Below are 19,886 nucleotides of genomic sequence, written 5' to 3' on the forward strand. Positions count from 1 at the left end.
CGTACGGCTCAGAAGGTGGCGTTCCAGCTGTGCGCCACGTCGATGACCAGCCGGTTGTCCAACTGGAAGACCCGGAAGGGCAGTCGGGCCCGGACACCGAGGCCGACCTGGCTCTGGCCCTCGAAGCTGCCGCCGAACTTGGCGTCCCTGAAGGTGTTGTAGCCGGTGAGGTTCACACCGGGCAGCGGCTGGCCGGCCTTCGCCGGGTAGACCGCGTTGCCGGTCTCCGGGTCGTAGGACGGCGCCACGACGACGATCTCGATGATCGCGCCGCCGCGGATCGGCAGCGTCTTCCCGGAACCGTCCTGGATCAGCGAGGAGACGTACTGCACGTGGTAGCCCACCCGTGCGGACGCCGAGGTGCCGGGGATGTCTAGCACCATGCGGTCCCAGCACAGGTGCTGACCGGTGCGGATGTTGGTCAGCGGATGCTGGCCGGTCGTGGCGGTGGCGGCCTTCGGCAGGCTGCCCCAACCGGTCGGGCAGGTGGTCACCGTCGCCGGTGCTGTTGCAGATGCCGCGGTCGGTACCACCACGGCACCGGTGCCGGCGAGAACGAGTGCCATCGGGATCGTGATCCACCGTCGCATGATGCGCCTCCTCGGGCCGCGCCTGGATCCCTCACCCGAGAAGACGTTAGCGGCGGCCGTGCAGTTGCAGCACCAGTGTCCCCGTTCCCGGGAGGGGCGGCCCGACCGGCAGAATGGGCACATGTCGAAGCGCCGCCGCCACCCCCGCATCTCCCCCGCCGATCCCTGCCCCTGCGGCTCCGGCGGCCCCTACGGCGGCTGCTGCGGGCGGCTGCACCGGGGCGAGGCCGCGGCGGCCACCGCCGAGCAGCTGATGCGCTCGCGGTACAGCGCCTTCGCCGTCCGCGACGAGGCCTACCTGCTGCGCACCTGGCACCCCGACGCACGGCCGCCCCGGGTCGGATTCGACCCTGGGCTGCAGTGGACGGGGCTGGAGATCCTGGAGACGGCGGACGGCGGCCCCTTCCACACCGAGGGCACGGTGCGCTTCCGGGCGCACTTCACCGACGGCGGCGAGCCCGGTGCCATGGAGGAGCACAGCACCTTCGTCCGGCTGGACGGCGCCTGGGTGTACGAGGCGGCCCTGCCGGAGGGCTAAGGCGTGTCTGACGGCCTGCGCGTCGGCGGGGCTCCGGTCCTGCGTCTGCCGAGCGCGGGGAGCACCAGGACCGGGAGGAACCAGACCAGGACGATCAGGCGGTGGCCCGTCGCCATCGCGAGACTGGGGTGCCCGGCCTGGTTGAGCACCGGCGGCGGCCGTCGCGGCGGCGACCAGCGGCCCGGCCCGCCTCCTCCCGTTCAGTGCCAGCGTGGCGCCGAGCACCACCGCTGCCGCACCGGCCATGGCGAGCCCGTCGGACATCGGGCGCATCGCCGTGGTGCCGGTGGGCAGGGCCAGGTAGAGGGCCTGCCCGCACAGGGCGGCCGGCCACGGGACGCCGGCGACGCGCAGGGCGGCCGGCACGAGCAGGCTCCCCGCCAGCGTGACCGCGAGGCCGGCCAGCCAGATGCCCCAGGCCAGGCCGAAGGCGGAGACGAAGGGGACCAGCAGCAGCGGGTACCCGGGGCGGGCCTCGAAGATCGCCATGTAGCGGTGGTTGAGGAACGGTCCGGTCATCCCGGAGGTGTTGCCGTGCTCGAGCCAGTACGCGGCCGACGCGGTCAGGCGTTGCCCGCACTCGTCGGCCGTCTCCGCCGCGGAGGTGTCCGCCGTCCAGGGGATCCAGGTGAGCCGCCCGCCGCCCGGGTCGGCGCACACGTAGTCGATGGTGCGGGCCGTCGCCCGGGCCCGGCTCTCTCCGCTCAGTGACAGCGCGTGGGAGATGTATTTCCTGGAGTCCGGGGAATCCCGGCCGGTGACGGCCGTGAGCTGCACGCTTGTGAAGGCCGCGGCGAGCAGTACGGCGCAGCCGGTTCCGACGCGGTGCGGAGGAAGGCTCCGGCCCATGCGGTGTCCTCGGGTTCTCGGGGAGTGCGGGGCCGCCCGGGGCCGCGGACCGCGACGGCGGGCCCCGCCCCCGGAGCCCTCAGTCGTGGAAGGCGGCGACCAGGTCGTCGAGCGGGTCGTCGTCGCCGGCCGCCGTGGTGCGGTCCAGGCCGCTGGTGAACGCCGAGGCGGCCGCGACGTGTGCCCGGGCGACCTCCAGCGTCTCGGCGGCGCGGGCCAGCTCCTCGGTGACCCGGGCCTGCCGGGCCGCCGCGGTGTCCCCCTCGCCGTCCGGCATGGCCACCCCGATCTGCTCGGCCGGGATCGCGGCCAGCCCCGCGGCGGCCTGGCCGAGCGCCTGCGGCAGGTGGAAGAGGATCGCGTGCAGCGCGGTGATGACGTCGTGCACGCTGGTCGGGTCGGGGAAGGCCCCGATCCCGGCGGCGGTCCGGTGGTTGAGGACGCGGATCTCCTCGCCCACGGCATTGGCGATCTCGTACGGGGTCCGGGCCGGGCCCGGTGCGCGGTCTGGGCTCATGTCCGCCATGGTCACGCCGGTGCCGTACGGACACGCACGGCGGGGCCGCGGGAGCCCGCGACGACCACCCGTTGGACGTAGCGGCGGGCCCGGAACGCATAAGCTCGGGGCATGGCTGAGGACGAGGGACCGGTTCGGGTCGACAGTTGGATCTGGTCGGTCCGGCTGCTGAAGACGCGCTCGATGGCCTCGGCGGCGTGCCGGGCCGGGCATGTGCGGGTGAACGACGAGCGGGCCAAGCCGGCGCAGACCGTGAAGCCGGGGGACGAGGTCCGGCTGCGGTACGACGGCCGGGAGCGGGTCGTGGTGGTGTCCCGGCCGATCCGCAAGCGGGTCGGTGCGGAGATCGCCGCGCAGTGCTACGTCGACCACTCCCCGCCCCCGCCGCCGCGCGAGTTCGCCGCGCCGACGGCCCTGCGCGACCGCGGTACCGGCCGACCGACCAAGCGCGACCGCCGGGAGATCGAGCGCCTGCGCGGCTCGTGACGCCCGACCGTTGACGTGCACCCGGCACCTGACGCAGGCTTCGCATCACATCGCCGGATGTGAGCGGGCGTCAGGAGCATGGCCGTCGCCCGGGAGGGAGGCGCGCCGTGAGGCTGACGCTGTTCGGATACTGGCACTCACCGGAGACCCCGGACCTGCCCGACCCCGCTGCCCTGGTGGACCCGGACTGGGAGATGTGGGAACGCTCCGAGGTCGCCGACTACTTGGAGCAGGGGCACGTCGCGCGCCAGTTCCTGGGCGTCTCAAGATGCCGCATCTGCGGCGAGGTCAACGGGTCGGCCGAGTTCACCGACGGCGAGTACCTCTGGCCCTCCGGCCTCGCCCACTACGTGCGGGAGCACGCCGTCCGGCTGCCGGAGCGGATCACCGCCCACATCCTGCGCCGCACCGCGGAGTGGGAGGAGGTCGAGGTCGACGCCTCCTGGTGGCGCGAACGGGCCTACCGGGCGACCCCGCAGGAGGGCCCGCTGGCAGTGGCCGGGCCGGGCGGACGCCGGGTGTGAGGAGTGCGGGCCGCTGGGCGGCATGAGCGTTCAGGGCTGCTCACGCCGTGTCCCAGCGGTTCCGCGGCCGCACCGGTGCGTGGCGCGGCCGATCGGGGGCCCGGCCGTGACCGGGTCGGGGGGTGTCGGAGCCTCGGTGCTCAGTCGCGGGCCGCGGGCGCCGGGGCGAGGCCGGTGCAGGAGCGCAGCCGGTCGCGGCGGCGCTGGGCCGCGGTCGCGGCGGCACCGGACTGCGGCACCGGGACGCCGCGCTTGTCGATGTGCGCGGGGGTGAACCGCTCGCCGACGGTACGGCCGTCCCCGCTCAGGATGAGCGTGGTGACGCCGGTCTCGTCGGAGTCGGTGTAGTTCGAGGTGCCGTACCAGAGGAAGTTGCCGAAGCCGTACGCCACGTAGGTGTCGCCGAGCATGCCCGAGCCCAGCATGGTGTGGGCGTGGGTGCCGACCACCGCGGTGGCGCCCGCCGCGGAGAGCTTGCGGGCGAGGTCGGTCTGGGCGCCGGTCGGGCAGGTGTGGCCCTCCTCGCCCCAGTGCAGGTAGACCAGGACGACGGGGGCCTGCTGCTTGGCCGCGGCGACCGCCCGGACGAGCGCGGCCGGGTCGAGGGCGGAGGCGATCCCGGCCTTGGACGAACCCGCCCGCCACTTCTGGTTGGTGAGGTCCTGGACCTGGCTGGCCGCGAGCACCGCGACCTTCACGCCCTTGACGGTGGTCACGTACGGGGCGTACGCCTCCTGGGCGTTGCGGCCGAAGCCGACCACCGGGATCGGTGAGGAGGCCTTGGCGGCGAGCGTGTCGGCGAGGCCGTCGGCGCCGAAGTCGACGGCGTGGTTGTTGGCCAGCGAGACCACGTCCACCCCCGCGTCGCGCAGCGACTGCAGCGCCTTGGGGCTGGTTCGGAAGGTGTAGGTCTTGGGCTCGGGCGCGCCGCGGCCGGTGATCGCCGTCTCCAGGTTGAGCACCGCCAGGTCGGCGGCGGCGAGCGTGCGGGAGATCGGGCCGAGCGCGGTGTCGGGGCCGCCGGCGAGGCGGGCCTCCGTCCGGCCCTCGAAGTGGACGTCGCCGGCGAAGGCGACGGTGATGGTGCCGCCCGCGGCTGCCGGGGTGCCGCCCGCCGCCGCGGAGCCGGAGGGGGCGGCAGGGTCGGACGGGGCGCCGGACGCGGCGGAGCCCGGGGCGGTGGGCGCGGCCGCCGTGCCACCGGCCGCAGGGGCGCGGTCGGCGGCCGGGCCGGACGCACTGCCGCAGGACGTCAGGCAGGCCAGGCCCAGCACGAGCGCAGCAGCAGGCGCGGCACGGCGCACGACATCCCCCCGGTCATCGAACTGTACGCGCCAACTCTACGACACGACCCGCACAACCATCCGCATGATCCCCATAACTCACGCACAAATGTGGAGGACTTGATTCCGCATGAGCCTGACAGGCGATCAGGACGACCGGCGGACGACCAGCTCCGGCTCGAAGATCACCGAGGTGGCGCCACGGCCGGGGCGCGCCAGCACGTCCAGCAGGATGCGGGCCATCTCGGCGGCCATCTCCTCCACCGGCTGACGGACGGTGGTGAGCAGGGGCCGGCGGCGGTCGCGGCGCTGCTGTCGTCGAAGCCGACCACCGCGACGTCCTCCGGCACCCGCAGGCCGTGGTCGCGCAGCACCGCGACGGCCCCCTGCGCCATCAGGTCGTTGGCGGCGAACACCCCGTCGAGGTCCGGGTGTTCGACGAGCAGACGGGCCATCGCGCGCTCACCGCCTGCCTGTGTGAAGTCCGCCTCGGCGTGCGGCAGGTACGGCATGCCGTGGCGGGCCATCGCCTCGTGGAAGCCGTCCAGCCGGTCGCGGGCGGCGCGCACGGCGGGCGGGCCGGCGATGGTCGCCACCCGGCGGCGGCCGCGGGCGTGCAGGTGGTCGGCGGCGAGCCGGGCGCCGTCCCGGTTGGCCAGGTCGACGCAGCTGACCGGCAGCGGGGCGGCCGGGCGGCCGAAGAGCACGGTGGGCACGCCGGCGGCCAGCAGCAGGCCGGGCATCGGGTCGTCGGCATGGGTGGAGACCACCATGGCGCCGTCGGCGTTGCCCTGCTTGAGGTAGGAGAGCGCCTGCTCGCGGGCCTCGGGGGCGTCGGCGAGCATCAGCACCGGATGGACGCCGTGCGGGCGCAGGCCGGTGAAGACACCGCTGACCACCCGGCCGAAGAAGGGGTCGGTGAAGACCTGTGTCCGGGTGGCCTCCTCGTCCCGCTCGTCGGTGCCGCTGCCGGAGACGACCAGGGCGAGGGCGCCGGCCCGGCGGGTGACCAGGGATCGGGCGGCGCCGTTGGGCACGTATCCGGTGGAGGCGACGGCCCGGCGGACGCTCTCCTGGATGGCCGGGTCGACGTTGCGGATGCCGTTGATCACGCGGGAGACGGTCGCGCGGGAGACGCCGGCGACCCGGGCCACGTCCTCCAGGGTCGCGGAGCGCTGGGCGGCCGGGCGGAGGGCTTCGCTCATGAGCCTTTTATAGCACGCGGGAGAGCGCTCTATCAGCGTGTTCCCCGGCCTTCACCAGCGGCGTTCCGGGGCCCGTACCGCCGCACGCCGTGCGCCCCCGCCCTCCCCGGGGGAGCGGGGAGGACGGGGGCGACGGTCGGCCGGCGGGCGTCAGGGCAGCAGGTACTGCTCGTTCAGCGCCGCACCGCGCCCGGGCTGGGTCTCGTCGTAGCCGCGGGCGTTGCACTGGAGACCGCCGACGATGCAGTGGTCGACCAGTGCGGCCAGGGTGGGCGCGTCCCACGCGTTGAAGAAGTCGTAGTGGAAGGAGTACCCCCGGCCGCTCGACAGCCGCAGCTGCGAGAGGTCGCCGGAGGGCACCGGCCACGCCATCTTGAACTCGATCATCGGGAGCGCCACCGGGTGGATGGAGGGGCAGACACCGTTGACCGGGTAGGCCATGTGGCTCTTGTGGTCGGGGGTGTCCAGGTACAGGCCGTTCCAGCAACTGGGGGCCTGGTAGCGCAGGTTGACCGCGCCGCCGCCGGGGCAGGAGGTCGGCAGGTCGGTGTTGTGGTAGCTGTTGCCGCACTCCCAGCCGGCCACGTAGCCCGGGTTGGTGGCGAACTCGGTCTGCGTCGCGGACGGGCTGCCGACGACGAACCGCAGACCCGGTGGGAACGGCCGCACCGAGGTGTAGTCGTTCACCCCCGTCTTGTAGTAGACGGTCTGCAGGCCGACCGGGTTGACCTCCGTGGCGCCGTTGTACATGGTCGGCATCCAGTAGGCGGACTTGTCGCCGGGGGCGAGGCAGGTGGTGCCGCCCGCCGCCAGCGAGGCCGGGGTGGAGGTCGCCGTGGTGGTGGTGTTGCCCATGAAGGTGTGCATGTGCGAGGCACCGGCCAGCCCGGGGAACACGATCGGGTCGTCCGGCAGGTTCCGGGTCGGCGAGCAGTTGGCCTGGAACTCGTGGAAGTAGGTGTGCGGCGGGTTGGCCGTGGACGGCGTCACCCCGGTCACCTGCGGGTTGGCGAGGACGTAGCCGGTCTGCGGGGTGGTGACCGTGCCGTACACCTTGAACTCGTACAGCGAGTAGCCGTACTGGGTGGCCCGCTGGGTGGCGTTGAGCCGGATGTACCGGCCGGTGCCGTTGACGTTCAGCGACTGCACGCCGCCGGCCGAGGTGGTCGTCGAGTAGATCGTCGACCAGGTGGCGGCGTCCGACGAGGTCTGCAGCTGGTAGGACTTGGCGTAGGCCGCCTCCCAGCTGAGCTCGACCTTGCTGACGGTCGCGGGGCCGCCGAGGTCGATCTGGAGCCACTGCGGGTCGCTCCAGTTCGAGGCCCACCGGCTGGTCGGGTCGCCGTCGACGACGGCTCCGGCCGGGAAGTTCAGGCTCTCGATGGACGAGGCGGTCACCGGCCTGGACTGCGAGATCAGTCCGTCGGCGGCGACGGCCTGGCGGGCGGTGCCGCCGATGCCCGCGAGGGCGAGCACCGCGGCGAACGCGACGGCGAGCGCCGTCCGCCTCGGCCTGCCCCGGGACAGGAAACGGGGTCGCATCGGACCTCCATTCGTGACGATGGGTGGGGGTTGCCCCGGGACGCGCCGGGTGGGGCGGGACGCGTCCCGGGAGTCTTGGACCGGACACGGTGTCCGGGTCACGGAGCCCCGGCCGGGGAGCCCGGGTCGGGGCGTCCGGGTCGGGGCGTCCGGGTCGGGGCGTCCGGGTCGGGGCGTCCGGGTCAGGCGTAGACGCCGAACTCGAACAGCGAGTCGCCGTAGGCGGTGCCGCGCTGCGTGATGTTCACGCGCACGTACCGGCCGCTGCCGTTCACGTCGATGTCGTCGATGCCGCCGGTGCCGCTCGTCGTCGACCAGACGGTGGTCCAGTTGGCGCCGTCCGCGGAGGTCTGGATCTGGAACGCCTTGCCGTAGGCGCCCTCCCAGCCCAGCTGGACGTGCTTGAAGGACTTCACCGCGCCCAGGTCGACCTGGAGCCACTGCGGGTCGGCCCACTCGCTGGCCCACCGGGTGCTCCAGTTGCCGTCGGTGGCGTTGGACGCCGGGTAGGGCGCGCCGTTGCCCTGGGCCTGGAAGGTGGAGGCGGTGGCGGGCCGGCCGAGCGCCAGGTTGGTGCCGCCCGGGGTGGGGGCCACCACCCGGAAGGACTTGGTCTCGATGCCCACGTTGCCGTGGCCGTCGTAGGCGTAGACGTAGACCTTGTAGACGCCGAGGTTCTTCGGGGCGACCGCGGTGAAGCGGCCGTCGCCGGTCTGGGCGAAGGCGACCTGGCTGAACCCGGTGCCGCCGCCCGCGTACTTGGCGCAGTAGTAGAGGTTGTAGCGGATCAGGTCGCCGTTGGGGTCGGTGGCGGTGGCCGCGATGTCGAAGGTGCCGCCGGCCGGCACGGTCGCCGTGTTGCTCAGCGTCATGTCCGAGATCACCGGCGGGGTGTTGCTGCCGACGTTGCCGCCGTAGTTCTTGGCGACGGAGTGGAAGGCGAGCCGGCGCCAGCCGGAGGGCACGGTGTTGTACCAGACGCCGCCGAAGTCGTTCTCGGTGCCGTAGTGGAAGACCGTCGCGCCGAGCGACACGCCGGTGTGGCCGGTGATGCAGCCCCAGTTGGAGAGGTAGGCGTCGCGCTTCTTGATGTCGGTGGGCTCCAGCGGCACGCCGTTGGCGTCGTTCGGCACCTCCCACTCGCCGTCCTCGCCGGACTCGGTGATGATGTACGGCTTGGTGTAACCGCCGCTGATCCAGTCGTTCTTGACGTTGCAGACCGCGCCGTAGGAGTTCACCGCGAGCAGGTCGAGGCTCGGCGTGTGGTCCTTGTAGTACTTCCACGCCGCGGTGTACGCGTCGGTGGAGGTCACCGGGTGGTTGGTGTCGATGGCGTGGATCGCCTGGGTGACCCGCTCCACGTACTTGGCGTAGGCGACGCGCTGCTGCTCGACGGTGGTGCCGTTGTAGGTGTGGTCCTGGGTGGTGAGGATGACCTCGTTGCCGACGTCCCACATCAGCACGCCGGGGTGGTTCTTGTACGTGGTGACCCACTGCTTGATCTGGTCGAGCGTGGAGTCCATGTACGCGGTGTCGTTGACGTAGTCGGCGCCCTGGTTGAGCCAGAAGCCGTTGACCACCTTGAGGCCGTGCGCGGCGGCGGTGTCCAGCAGCGGCTTGCTGCCGGCGTCGGTGCCCCAGGTGCGCAGGGTGTTGACGCCCATCGCCTTCAGCTCGCGGATGTGGGCGTCGGCCGCGGAGTTGGCCGGGCCCCAGGTGATGCCCTTGAGCTGGTACGGCTGCCCGTTCACCTGCAGCTGCCAGTTGCCCTGCGAGCCGGTGACCTTGACGGTGGACGGCGCGGTGGGCACGGCCGGGTCGGTGAGCGGGGCGGGGGCGGTGCCGGTGGCGACCTGGACGGTGACCTTGTCGATGCTCAGGGTGCCGCCGGAGCTGGTGGCGTCGGTCGGGGTGGTGCAGTTGCAGACCGCGTTGGGGTAGCCGCCGCCGATGCCGAGGTTGAACACCAGGTAGAAGCCGTGGTGCACGGCCGCGTCCCAGGTGGCGACGCCGACCTGCGACTCGTTGACCTGCCAGACCTGGCGGCCGTCGAGGTACCAGCGGATCTGCTCGTCCGAGCTGGTGCGGTCGATGATCTGCGAGTAGGTGTGGTAGCCGGTCTGGCAGCCGGTGCAGGAGGCCAGGCCGCTGGTCATGCCGTTGTACTCGTTGCAGTTGCCGCCCGGGGCGGTGCCGCAGTGCAGGGTGGTGGAGAGCTGGCTGCGGCCGTTGACGTTCTCCAGGATGTCGGTCTCGCCGGCGCCGGGCCATACGGTGAAGTTGCCGCGGTTGGCGGCACCCATCGCCCGGAACGACGGCCAGTAGCCGAGGCCGTTGGCCACGTCGGGCTGCTTGACGGTGGCCGAGATCTGCAGCTGGCCGCCGGCCGGGGCGGCGAAGTCGGTCCGCTTGGACTCGACCCGGCCGGACGTCCAGGCCGAACCGTTCTTCAGCGCGGTCAGGTTGAGTGCACCGCTGCCGTTGAGCCCCACGTTGGCCGGTGAGTTGGTGGCGGTCTGCACCTCGCCGGTGCCCCAGTTGGCCGGGCCGCCGGGGTAGGCGGTGCCGGTGTCGGTGATCCAGTCGTTGCCGCTCGGCGCGGTACCGGCCGTACCGTTGAAGTCCTCGTTGAAGACGGTGGTCCAGTTGCCGGGCGGAGTGGTCGGCGGCGTCGTGGGCGGCTCGGTCGGCGGGGTGCTGCCGCCGCCGGTGCGGACCTGGAACTCCCAGAGCGAGTAGCCGTATCCGGTGCCGCGCTGGGTGCCGTACATCCGCACGTACCGGCCGCTGCCGGAGACGTTCAGCGTCTCGGTGCCGCCCGCGCCGGTCGTGGTGGAGTACACGTCCGTCCAGCTCGTACCGTCCGCGGAGACCTGGATCTTGTACGCCTTGCCGTACGCGGCCTCCCAGTTGAGCACCACCTGGCAGACGCTCTGCACCGAGCCGAGGTCGACCTGGAGCCACTGCGGGTCGCTGTTGGCCGAGGACCAGCGGGTACCGGTGTTGCCGTCCACCGCATTGGCCGCCGCGGTGCCGTAGTTCTCCTCGCTGGACGCGGTGACCGGCCTGCCCTGGGCCGCATCGGCGGTGCCGCAGCTGCCGGTGGGCGTGCCGCCGAGCGTGCCGTAGACCTGGAACTCCCAGAGCGAGTAGCCGTATCCGGTGCCGCGCTGGGTGCCGTACACCCGCACGTACCGGCCGCTGCCGGAGACGTTCAGCGTCTCGGTACCGCCCGCGCCGGTCGTGGTGGAGTACACGTCCGTCCAGCTCGTACCGTCCGCGGAGACCTGGATCTTGTACGCCTTGCCGTACGCGGCCTCCCAGTTGAGCACCACCTGGCTCACCGTGGCGACGGCGCCCAGGTCGACCTGGAGCCACTGCGGGTCGCTGTTGGCCGAGGACCAGCGGGTACCGGTGTTGCCGTCCACCGCATTCGCGGCCGCGGTGCCGTAGTTCTCCTCACTGGACGCGGTGACCGGACGGCCCTGGGAGAGCAGGGAGGCGGCCGCCTGGGCGCGGCCGGCGGGGAGGAACAGCAGCAGGCCGGCGACCAGGGCACCGGCGAGCACGGCGGCCAGGGCGCGCCAGGGCGGTGACGAGTGCACGGCCGGGGCGGCCGCTCGGGCGGGTGGAGCGAGCATGGGGGACTCTCCTGACGAGACGGGTGGGGGAGGACGGCACGCGTCGGCCGTTTCCTGGGAGAGCGCTCTCGCAGTCATGGGAATGGTTGCCTCGATGTTTCCGTCATGTCAAGCCCCGCGCAGCACGCCGACCCCCGCCGATCACGCTTTCAAATCGGCAGGTGCGCAAAGCTTTTGAGTACAAGCCCTTGACGGCCGGACAGTTTCGGGGCCAGGCTCCGTTCGACGGGAGAGCGCTCTCCCATCTGATCCGGCGGTCGCCCGCACGTCCGCGCGGTGGAGCGCTCTCCCACATCACGCCGAATCCCCGCAAGGAGCCCAGCCATGCCCACCGCCCGCCCCGGCCGGAGATCCGCGGCCCTCGCCGCCTCCGCCGCCCTCGCCGCCGCCCTGCTGGCCGGCGGCTGCTCCAGCAGCGGCCCGGCGGCCGAGGACGCCGCCGACGCGAAGATCACGCTCACCGTGAACCTGTTCTCCGAGTTCGGCTACGCCGACCTCTACAAGCAGTACGAGCAGCTGCACCCCAACATCACCGTCAAGGAGAACCGGGCCGACCTGGGCGCCCACCACCAGAACCTGCACGCCCACCTGCTCGCCGGCTCCGGCACCGCCGACATCGAGGCCGTCGAGATCGGCCAGGTGGCCGGCTTCCAGCCGCAGGCCGCCAAGTTCGTCGACTTCCTGCAGTACGGAGTCAGCAAGGACCAGTGGGTGCCGTCCAAGACCGCCCCCGCCTCCAGCGCCGACGGCAAGGCCCTGTTCGGGCTCGGCACCGACATGGGCGGCATGGCGCTCTGCTACCGCAGCGACCTCTTCAAGGCCGCCGGGCTGCCCACCGAGCGCGACCGGGTCTCCGCCCTGCTCACCGACTGGCCCGCCTACACAGCCGCGGGCAAGCAGTTCCTCGCCAACAGCCCCAACAAGAGCGTGAAGTGGTTCGACAGCGCCGGCAACCTGTTCAGCGCCGTCGTTGCCCAGGCCCCGACCGGCTTCTACGACGCCTCCGGCAAGCCCGTGGTCAAGGAGAACCCGGCCGTCAAGCAGGCCTTCGACCTCGTCGCCAAAGCGGTCGAGGACGGCCAGTCGGCCGGCATCCAGGCCTTCACCCCGGCCTGGGACACCGGCTTCCAGAAGAGCCAGTTCGCCACCGTCGCCTGCCCCGCCTGGATGAGCTACCAGTTCAAGGCCAACCCGCCCACCGACGGCGGCACGTGGGACATCGCCCGGATCCCCGGCGGCGGCGGCAACTGGGGCGGCTCGTACCTGACCGTGCCCAAGTCCGGCAAGCACACCAAGGCGGCCGTCGAACTCGCCAAGTGGCTCACCGCACCGGAGCAGGAGGCCTGGCTCTTCAAGAACAAGGGCTACTTCCCGTCCGACCAGGCGCTCTGGAGCCAGCCCGACATCGCCGAGCACACCGACCCGCTGTTCAACAACGCGCCCACCGGCAGGATCTTCTCCCAGTCCGCCAAGGACCTGAAGCCGCAGCCGCTCGGCGCCCACGGCGCGGAGATCGGCACCGCCATCGGCAACGCCCTGACCTCGATCGAGCAGGGCAAGGCCGACCCGGCCACCGCCTGGCAGAAGGCCCTCGCCGACGTCGACAACATCACCGGCTGACAGCCCCAGACCCCGCGGTGCCGGCCCGGACCTGACCCCGCCGGCACCGCGGCCCATCCGCTAGGAGCACCCCACCATGGCCGCGACCGTGTCCGCCGACACGCCGCTGCGCCCGGCCCGCGCACCGGCCGCCCGCTGGAACCGCATCGAGCGCAGAACCTCCCCCTACCTGTACGTCGCACCGTTCTTCGCGGTGTTCGCGGTGTTCGGACTCTTCCCGATGCTCTACACCGGTTACGTCTCCATGACCGGCTGGCGGGCCGACCGGCCCGGCACCGAGAGCAGCTGGGTCGGCCTGGAGAACTACCGGCGCCTGCTGGACGACCCGTTCTTCTGGAACGCCCTCAAGAACACCCTGGGCATCGGCGTGCTCTCCACCGTGCCCCAACTCCTGCTCGCCCTGGGCCTCGCCCACCTGCTGAACTACCGGATCAAGGGCCGCACCTTCTTCCGGCTCGGCGTGCTGCTGCCCAACGTCACCTCGGTCGCCGCGGTCACCCTGATCTTCGTCCAGCTCTTCGGCCGCGACTTCGGCCTGGTCAACTGGGTGCTCGGCCTCTTCGGCGCCGACCGGATCGACTGGCAGGCCGGCACCCTCTCCTCCTGGGCGGCCATCTCGGCGATCGTCACCTGGCGCTGGACGGGCTACAACGCGCTCATCTACCTGGCCGCGATGCAGTCGGTGCCGTTCGAGCTGTACGAGGCCGCGGCGATCGACGGGGCGAGCCGCTGGCGGCAGTTCCGCTCGATCACGGTCCCGATGCTGCGGCCGACCATCCTGTTCACCGTCATCGTGTCCACCATCGGCGCACTCCAGCTCTTCGGCGAGCCGATGCTGTTCGGCCAGCAGCAGGACCCGACCACCGGCGGCTCCCAGCACCAGTTCCAGACCCTGGCGCTGTACTCGTACAACCAGTTCTGGGGCCGCTTCAAGTACGGCTACGGGGCCGCGATCTCGTGGGCGATGTTCCTGCTGATCGTGGTCGTGGTGGCCGCCAACCTGCTGGCCGCCCGCCGGCTGAAGGGGGTCGACGCCTCATGAGCCGCAACCGCCAACTCTCGGCCGGCAAGGGCGTGTACGCCACGCTCGCGGTCGGCGTGGTGCTGTCCGTCTTCCCGCTGTACTGGACGGTCGTCGCCGCGTCCCGGAACAACACCGACATCCACCGGGTGCCCCCGGTGCTGCTGCCCGGCGGGAACCTGCTGCACAACATCGGCGAGGCCTTCCGGCAGACCGACATGGGCCTCGCCCTGCTCAACTCGGTGATCGTCTCCTCGACCGTCACCGCCTGTGTGGTGCTGACCAGTTCGCTGGCCGGCTTCGCCTTCGCCAAACTCCCCTTCCGGGGCCGCAACCCGCTGCTGGCCTCGGTGGTGGCCACCATGATGGTGCCGACCCAGCTGGGCATCATCCCGCTCTACATCATGATGGCGAACTGGTTCCACTGGGCCGACCGCCTGCAGGCGCTGATCGTGCCGGCCGTCGCCAACGCCTTCGGCCTGTTCTTCATGCGGCAGTACCTGGTCACCGCCGTCCCCGACGAACTGCTCGACGCCGCACGGATGGACGGCTGCACCACCCGCGGCCTGTACTGGCACGTCGCACTGCCCGCCGCCCGCCCCGCGATGGCCGTGCTCGGCATGCTCACCTTCATGGCCACCTGGAACGACTTCTACTGGCCCAAGGTGGTCATGACCCAGCAGAACCCCACCATCCAGCTCACCCTCTCCGAGCTGGCCAGTGGCTACATCAAGGACTACTCGCTCGTGCTCACCGGCGCGCTGGTCGCCAGTCTCCCGGTGATCGCCGTCTTCCTCCTGATGGGACGCCAGATCATCGACGGAATCATGCAAGGGGCCGTGAAGGGATGACCGCCATCGACACCCCCGTCCCCCGCCGTGCCGTCGCCGACGGCCTCGACACCACGCGGAAGGCCAGGCTGGTCTCCGGCGGCGGCACCTTCCGCACGAGTGGCGAACCGGCACTCGGGCTGCGGCCGGTCGTCACCTCCGACGGGCCGATCGGCGTCCGCGGCGAGCGCTGGGACGAGACGGACACCGCCCTCGCCCTCCCCTCCCCCACCGCCATGGCGGCCAGTTGGGACGAGGAGCTGGTCGAACGGCTCGGCGCGGTGCTGGCCGCCGAGGCCCGTCGCAAGGGCGTCGACATGCTGCTCGCCCCCACCCTCAACCTGCACCGCTCCCCCTTCGCCGGGCGGAACTTCGAGTGCTTCGCCGAGGATCCGCTGCTCACCGGCCGGATCGGCGCCGCCTACATCCGCGGCCTCCAGGGCGGCGGGGTCGCCGCCACCGCCAAGCACTACGTCGGCAACGAGTCCGAGACCGAACGCCTCACCCTCGACGCCGCGATCGACGAGCGCACCCTGCGCGAGGTCTACCTCGCCCCGTTCGAGGCCGCCGTGCGGGCCGGCGTGTGGGCCGTGATGTCGGCGTACAACGGGGTCAACGGCCGCGCCATGAGCGAGAGTCCGCTGCTGGACGAACCGCTGAAGGGCGAATGGGGGTTCGACGGCCTGGTGGTCTCCGACTGGGGGGCCGTACGCAGCACCGAGGCCGCCGGTGCGGCGGGTGTCGACCTCGCCATGCCGGGCCCGAACGAGCACTGGGGCGAGCGGCTCGCCGAGGCCGTCCGCGCCGGGAGCGTGCCGGAGGCGGCGCTCGACGACAAGGTGCGCCGACTGCTGCGGCTGGCCCGCCGGGTCGGTGCCCTCGGGGAGGCGGCCCCCGTGTCCGCGTCCGCAGCGGGCGGGGCAGCCGGAGAGGACGCCCGGCCGCTGCTGCGCCGCGCGGCGGCCGCCGGGGCCGTCCTGCTGGAGAACCGCGGCGGCCTGCTCCCGCTCGATCCCGCGCGGCTGCGCCGCATCGCCGTGATCGGCCCGAACGCGGCGGCGGCCCGTATCCAGGGCGGCGGCAGCGCCTCCGTCTACCCGGCCTCCGCCGTGTCGCCGCTGGACGGCATCCGGGCCGCGCTCCCGGACGGCGTCGAAATCCGCCACGCCGCCGGGGTGCGGACCTCGGTACGGCCGCAGCCCGTCGGGCCGGCCGACTGCCGCAACCCCGTGACCGGTGCACCGGGGGTGCACGTCCGCTTCCTGGACGCCGAGGGTGCCGTGCTGCACCACGAGGACCGGCCGAGCGGCCGCAGCTTCGAGATCGACGAGACCGTCGACCTGTCGGCCCTGCACAGCGTGGAGCTCCGCACGGTGCTGCGCGCCCCCGCCGCCGGACGCTGGCGGCTCGGGGTGGTCGGGCTGGGCTCCGTCAGCCTGCAGGCGGACGGCCGGACGGTGCTCGACACCTACGCCGAGCCGGAGTCCGACGACCCGACGTACCTGCACGTCGCACCGGCCTTCCGGCAGGCCGGGGTGGAGCTGGCGCAGGGGCAGGAGGTCGAACTGCTGGCCCGCCGCATCGTGGAGCCCGGCCACGGCAAGGTGGTCGCGCTGACCGCCGACGCGCCGGCGGGGACGCCCGAGGAGGAGTTCGCGGCCGCCGTCGCCCTCGCCCGCGGGGCGGACGCGGTGGTGGTTGTGGTCGGCACCTCCGAGCAGCACGAGAGCGAGGGCTTCGACCGCGACACCCTCGAACTGCCCGGCGGCCAGGACGCGCTGGTCTCCGCGGTGGCCGCCGCCAACCCCGCGACCGTGGTCGTGGTCAACTCCGGCGGGCCCGTGCTGATGCCGTGGCGCGGCGAGGCCGGGGCGGTGCTGCTCGGCTGGTTCCCCGGCCAGGAGGGCGGGGACGGACTCGCCGACGTGCTGTTCGGCCGTGCCGAGCCGGGCGGCCGGCTGCCCGCCACCTGGCCCGCGACCGGCCACGGCCCGGCCGTCCTCGGCACCCGGCCGCTCGACGGTGTGCTCGCCTACCGGGAGGGCCTGGACATCGGCCACCGCGGCTGGCTCCGGGCGGGCGCCGAACCCGCGTACTGGTTCGGCCACGGGCTCGGCTACGGCAGCTGGGAGTACCTGGCCGTGGAGGTCCCCCGGCGGATCGCGCCGGGCACCGGGTTCGCCGTCCGGGCTGTGCTGCGCAACACCGGGCGGCGCGGCTCGCGCGAGGTGGTGCAGGTCTACCTGGCGCGGCCGGGGAGCGCGGTGGCACGCCCGGTGCGCTGGCTGGCGGGCTTCGCGGCAGTGCGCGCCGAGCCCGGGCAGCGGGTGGAGGCGCGGATCGAGGTGGCACCGCGGGCACTGGCCCACTGGTCGGTCGGGGAGCGGCGCTGGCTGGCCGAAAAGGGCGTGTTCACGGTGCTGGTCGGGCCGTCCTGCGGCGACGTGCCGCTGGCCGCGGCCGTGGAGGTGGCGCAGGCCGGGCCGGCCCTGTCGGCGGGCCCGCCCGGGGAGGGGCCGGTGGTGGAGGGCTGACCGGGCGGGGTGCCCGACGGGCGGACAGGGGTGCCGTCCGCCGGGCGCCGCGGGTTAGGGTGACCGGCGGCCGGAGAGCGGTTGCCGGGGCGATGACCCTCGGGGACCACCCGTGCCGCCCACCGCAGGGCCGGTGACCAGCAGGCCCGCACCGCACCGCCCGTACCCGAGGGAGCAGCATGCAGCCCGCCGCCGACCGCCCGATCCGCTGGGGAATCCTCGCCACCGGCGGCATCGCCGCCTCCTTCACCGAGGACCTGCTGGGCGTGGAGGGCGCCGAGGTGGTGGCGGTGGCGTCCCGCTCCGCGGCCGGTGCGCGTGCCTTCGCCGACCGTTTCGGCGTCCCGCGGGCGTACGGCAGTTGGCGGGAGCTGGCGGCGGACGCCGAGGTGGACGTGGTCTACGTGGCCACCCCGCACGCCTTCCACCACGAGGCGACGGCTCTGCTGCTGGACGCCGGCCGGTCGGTGCTGTGCGAGAAGCCGTTCACGCTGAGTGCCCCGCAGACGGAGGAGCTGATCTCCACCGCGCGCAAGCGCGGGCTCTTCCTGATGGAGGCGATGTGGACGTACCTGGATCCGGCGGTGCGCCGGATCACCGAGCTGATCGCGGACGGCGCGATCGGTGAAGTCCGTTCGGTGCACGCGGACTTCGGCTTCCCGGCGGAGTTCGACCCGGCGCACCGGCTGTGGGACCCGGCGCTCGGCGGCGGCGCCCTGCTCGACCTCGGCGTCTATCCGGTGGCCTTCGCCCAACTGCTGCTCGGCGAGCCGGAGTCGGTGCACGCCTGGGCACGGCTCACCCCGCAGGGCGTGGACGCCAACACGGCGATCGTGCTCGGCCACGCGAGCGGGGCCACCGCGCTGCTGGGCTGCTCGCTGACCGCGCAGAGCGGGCAGCGGGCGACCGTCCAGGGCTCGGCGGGCCGGATCGAGATCGAGCGGGACTTCTTCCACCCGGACGGCTTCGTGCTGCACCGCGGCGGCAGGGAGCCGGAGGAGTTCCGGGCGGCGCCGCGCGCCGGGCACGGGTACGGGCCGGAGGCGGCGGAGGTCGGGCGGTGCCTGCGCGCCGGGCTGACCGAATCACCCCTGGTGCCGCTGGACGGTTCGCTCGCGGTGATGCGTACGCTGGACGCGGTCCGGGACCGGATCGGGGTGCGTTACCCCGGCGAGTGAGCCCGGGCCGGGAGGGTGGTGCTGCCGTGGAACTGCTGCCGACCGCGGAGTTCGTCCGGACGCTTCCGCACGGCACGGTGTTCGCCGCCGCCCATCTGACCGACGCGGCGGGCAATCCGCTGATGCTCAAGTCGGTCTACGACCCGGAGCTGTGGCAGCTGCCCGGCGGGAACCTCGACTTCGGCGAGGACCCGTGGGGCTGCGCGCGGCGCGAGACCTGGGAGGAGACCGGCCTGGTGCTCCCGGAGGAGCCGGGCCGGCTGCTGACGGTGATGTTCGCCCCGCCGGTGGGCGAACTGCCGTTCAAGATCGGTTTCGTCTTCGACGGCGGCGCCCTGGACGACGCCCAGCTGGCGGCGATCCGCACCGACCCGGCCGAGCACACCGGCTTCCGGGTGCAGCCGTTGAAGGAGTGGGCGGCCGAGCTCAGCCCGCGGCGGATGAAGTTCCTGGAGTCGGTCGACCGGGCGCGCAGCACCGGGCAGGCCGACTACCTGTACCTGGGGCCCGTGGGCGGCAAGCGGTGAAGCTGCCGGTCCAGGTGCACCGGGCGCGGCTCGGCGCCGAGGAGTACCGGGTGATCCGCCCGCGCCACGCCGTGGAGCGGGCGGTGCTGCTCGACCAGGACCACTTCCTGAACGGCTGGTTCGACCGCGGGGCGGCACGGACGGTCGGCGGGCTGTGGCTGCTGGCGGCGCGGTCGCCGCGGTCGCTGGTCCATCTGCCGATCCGCCGCAACCGCCCACCGGCGGCGTTCGCCCGGGCGGCGGGCGAGGACGAGCGGCTGGATCTGGTGCTGCTGCACCACTCGCTGCAGTTCCCCCCGGCGCGGTGGAAGGAACTGCGGGCCCGGCTCGGCGCCGGGGTGCCGCAGACCGCCGACCTCCCGGAGGCCAGGCGGACCGCGGACGGGGTCGACTACCAGGCCCGCCACCACCAGGAGTACCGCGACCGCTTCCACCAGTACGTGGTGGCCGGGACGCTGTTCATGACCGGCAGCGCCAGGGCCTTCCGGGAGACCGCGGACCGCTTCCTGGACGTGGCCCGGCACGGCCCCGCCCACATCCGCGCCCATCCCGCCTCCCCGCACTACTGCGCCGAGATCCACCACCTCGAGGGCATCCTTGCGCCGCACGGCCGGGGCCTGCACCTGGAGTACTGCGAGGACTGGGCGGTCTGACCCGCCGTCCCGGGCCGCGAGCGAGGGGACGGCGGTCAGGCGTCGCGAAGGATGCGGCGGGCGGTGGCACACCGGGCTCAGCGGGCCAACCTGCTGTTCCGGGCGGCCGTCCCGACGGCGTCGAGGGCAACGAGGACGGTGTTGCGGAAGTTGTCGGCCTCTGCGGGATCCCGCTGGTTGAGCAGGGCCATGGCTGCGGTGGGAGCCGGCAGCACCTGGTCGGCCCGGTCGGCCACGGACTTGCCGTGAAGGGCCACGCCCTTGCCCTTCTCTGCGAGTACGTGGCCGACCGGGCCGGTCGCGGAGGCCAGGGCGACGGAGCCGGCGGTGACGAAGTTCTGTGGACCG

16 protein-coding genes and 1 pseudogene are annotated in these 19,886 nt (G+C 73.0%); 10 read left to right on the forward strand and 7 right to left on the reverse strand.

Features of this window, described 5'->3' with window-relative positions:
• Positions 1-8: 8 nt before the first annotated feature.
• On the reverse strand, positions 9-590 hold the full coding sequence (locus ACQ614_RS05185) for an AMIN-like domain-containing (lipo)protein (protein ID WP_431676972.1): 582 nt from the start codon (positions 588-590) through the stop codon (positions 9-11).
• A 121-nt stretch (positions 591-711) separates the two neighbouring features.
• Between ACQ614_RS05185 and ACQ614_RS05190 the strand changes: the two genes are divergently transcribed.
• Positions 712-1,128: a YchJ family protein gene (locus tag ACQ614_RS05190; RefSeq protein WP_431676973.1), complete on the forward strand. Its 417-nt coding sequence runs from the start codon at positions 712-714 to the stop codon at positions 1,126-1,128.
• Positions 1,129-2,056: 928 nt separating this feature from the next.
• On the opposite strand, the gene ACQ614_RS05195 is transcribed toward ACQ614_RS05190, so the two are convergent.
• Complete coding sequence (locus ACQ614_RS05195; RefSeq protein WP_431676974.1) at positions 2,057-2,494, reverse strand: hypothetical protein; 438 nt, start codon at positions 2,492-2,494, stop codon at positions 2,057-2,059.
• 111 nt (positions 2,495-2,605) lie between these two features.
• On the opposite strand from ACQ614_RS05195, the gene ACQ614_RS05200 reads away from it, so the two are divergent.
• Together ACQ614_RS05200 and ACQ614_RS05205 are read left to right on the forward strand one after the other, a co-directional pair.
• Entirely contained in the window at positions 2,606-2,980 is a 375-nt protein-coding gene (locus tag ACQ614_RS05200) for an RNA-binding S4 domain-containing protein (protein WP_431676975.1), read from the forward strand.
• 107 nt (positions 2,981-3,087) lie between these two features.
• Positions 3,088-3,504: a hypothetical protein gene (locus ACQ614_RS05205; RefSeq protein WP_431676976.1), complete on the forward strand. Its 417-nt coding sequence runs from the start codon at positions 3,088-3,090 to the stop codon at positions 3,502-3,504.
• A 140-nt stretch (positions 3,505-3,644) separates the two neighbouring features.
• Here the strand turns inward: ACQ614_RS05205 and ACQ614_RS05210 are convergent, their stop codons facing one another.
• The 4 genes and pseudogenes from ACQ614_RS05210 to ACQ614_RS05225 all read right to left on the reverse strand — a co-directional run bounded on the left by ACQ614_RS05210 (position 3,645) and on the right by ACQ614_RS05225 (position 11,175).
• A complete protein-coding gene (locus tag ACQ614_RS05210; protein WP_431676977.1) occupies positions 3,645-4,808 on the reverse strand; it encodes a CapA family protein in 1,164 nt (387 codons plus the stop codon).
• A gap of 126 nt (positions 4,809-4,934) precedes the next feature.
• Positions 4,935-5,992: pseudogene (locus tag ACQ614_RS05215) on the reverse strand (LacI family DNA-binding transcriptional regulator).
• 150 nt (positions 5,993-6,142) lie between these two features.
• Positions 6,143-7,534: a DUF1996 domain-containing protein gene (locus tag ACQ614_RS05220; RefSeq protein ID WP_431676978.1), complete on the reverse strand. Its 1,392-nt coding sequence runs from the start codon at positions 7,532-7,534 to the stop codon at positions 6,143-6,145.
• Positions 7,535-7,716: 182 nt separating this feature from the next.
• A complete protein-coding gene (locus tag ACQ614_RS05225) occupies positions 7,717-11,175 on the reverse strand; it encodes a discoidin domain-containing protein (protein ID WP_431676979.1) in 3,459 nt (1,152 codons plus the stop codon).
• A gap of 324 nt (positions 11,176-11,499) precedes the next feature.
• Between ACQ614_RS05225 and ACQ614_RS05230 the strand changes: the two genes are divergently transcribed.
• The 7 genes from ACQ614_RS05230 (at position 11,500) to ACQ614_RS05260 (ending at position 19,538) form a co-directional block, all read left to right on the forward strand.
• Positions 11,500-12,795 carry an ABC transporter substrate-binding protein gene (locus ACQ614_RS05230; RefSeq protein WP_431676980.1) on the forward strand — a complete coding sequence of 432 codons (1,296 nt, stop codon included), beginning with the start codon at positions 11,500-11,502 and terminating at the stop codon, positions 12,793-12,795.
• A gap of 76 nt (positions 12,796-12,871) precedes the next feature.
• On the forward strand, positions 12,872-13,837 hold the full coding sequence (locus ACQ614_RS05235) for a carbohydrate ABC transporter permease (protein ID WP_431676981.1): 966 nt from the start codon (positions 12,872-12,874) through the stop codon (positions 13,835-13,837).
• Positions 13,834-14,667, forward strand: coding sequence for a carbohydrate ABC transporter permease (locus ACQ614_RS05240; protein WP_431676982.1), 834 nt, complete (start codon positions 13,834-13,836; stop codon positions 14,665-14,667). The genes ACQ614_RS05235 and ACQ614_RS05240 overlap by 4 nt, the downstream gene beginning before the upstream one ends.
• Positions 14,664-17,180: a glycoside hydrolase family 3 C-terminal domain-containing protein gene (locus tag ACQ614_RS05245; RefSeq protein WP_431676983.1), complete on the forward strand. Its 2,517-nt coding sequence runs from the start codon at positions 14,664-14,666 to the stop codon at positions 17,178-17,180. The genes ACQ614_RS05240 and ACQ614_RS05245 overlap by 4 nt, the downstream gene beginning before the upstream one ends.
• A 179-nt stretch (positions 17,181-17,359) precedes the next feature.
• Complete coding sequence (locus ACQ614_RS05250) at positions 17,360-18,358, forward strand: Gfo/Idh/MocA family protein (protein WP_431676985.1); 999 nt, start codon at positions 17,360-17,362, stop codon at positions 18,356-18,358.
• Between the two features lie 26 nt (positions 18,359-18,384).
• Positions 18,385-18,885 (forward strand): NUDIX domain-containing protein, encoded by a 501-nt coding sequence (locus ACQ614_RS05255; protein WP_431676986.1) that lies wholly within the window; start codon positions 18,385-18,387, stop codon positions 18,883-18,885.
• Entirely contained in the window at positions 18,882-19,538 is a 657-nt protein-coding gene (locus ACQ614_RS05260) for a hypothetical protein (protein WP_431676987.1), read from the forward strand. Before ACQ614_RS05255 ends, ACQ614_RS05260 begins: the two co-directional genes overlap by 4 nt.
• A 77-nt stretch (positions 19,539-19,615) precedes the next feature.
• Here ACQ614_RS05260 and ACQ614_RS05265 read toward each other — a convergent pair whose 3' ends face one another.
• A complete protein-coding gene (locus tag ACQ614_RS05265) occupies positions 19,616-19,795 on the reverse strand; it encodes a hypothetical protein (protein ID WP_431676989.1) in 180 nt (59 codons plus the stop codon).
• Positions 19,796-19,886 lie beyond the last annotated feature (91 nt).

Origin of the sequence: Kitasatospora dryopteridis (genome assembly GCF_050749075.1) — a bacterium.
Taxonomy (GTDB): Bacteria; Actinomycetota; Actinomycetes; order Streptomycetales; family Streptomycetaceae; genus Kitasatospora.

What these genes read in the sequence shown, in the direction of transcription:
- ACQ614_RS05185 (WP_431676972.1), bottom strand. Translation starts at nt 590, where the DNA reads ATGCGACGGTGGATCACGATCCCGATGGCACTCGTTCTCGCCGGCACC.
- ACQ614_RS05190 (WP_431676973.1), top strand. Translation starts at nt 712, where the DNA reads ATGTCGAAGCGCCGCCGCCACCCCCGCATCTCCCCCGCCGATCCCTGC.
- ACQ614_RS05195 (WP_431676974.1), bottom strand. Translation starts at nt 2,494, where the DNA reads ATGAGCCCAGACCGCGCACCGGGCCCGGCCCGGACCCCGTACGAGATC.
- ACQ614_RS05200 (WP_431676975.1), top strand. Translation starts at nt 2,606, where the DNA reads ATGGCTGAGGACGAGGGACCGGTTCGGGTCGACAGTTGGATCTGGTCG.
- ACQ614_RS05220 (WP_431676978.1), bottom strand. Translation starts at nt 7,534, where the DNA reads ATGCGACCCCGTTTCCTGTCCCGGGGCAGGCCGAGGCGGACGGCGCTC.
- ACQ614_RS05225 (WP_431676979.1), bottom strand. Translation starts at nt 11,175, where the DNA reads ATGCTCGCTCCACCCGCCCGAGCGGCCGCCCCGGCCGTGCACTCGTCA.
- ACQ614_RS05230 (WP_431676980.1), top strand. Translation starts at nt 11,500, where the DNA reads ATGCCCACCGCCCGCCCCGGCCGGAGATCCGCGGCCCTCGCCGCCTCC.
- ACQ614_RS05235 (WP_431676981.1), top strand. Translation starts at nt 12,872, where the DNA reads ATGGCCGCGACCGTGTCCGCCGACACGCCGCTGCGCCCGGCCCGCGCA.
- ACQ614_RS05240 (WP_431676982.1), top strand. Translation starts at nt 13,834, where the DNA reads ATGAGCCGCAACCGCCAACTCTCGGCCGGCAAGGGCGTGTACGCCACG.
- ACQ614_RS05245 (WP_431676983.1), top strand. Translation starts at nt 14,664, where the DNA reads ATGACCGCCATCGACACCCCCGTCCCCCGCCGTGCCGTCGCCGACGGC.
- ACQ614_RS05250 (WP_431676985.1), top strand. Translation starts at nt 17,360, where the DNA reads ATGCAGCCCGCCGCCGACCGCCCGATCCGCTGGGGAATCCTCGCCACC.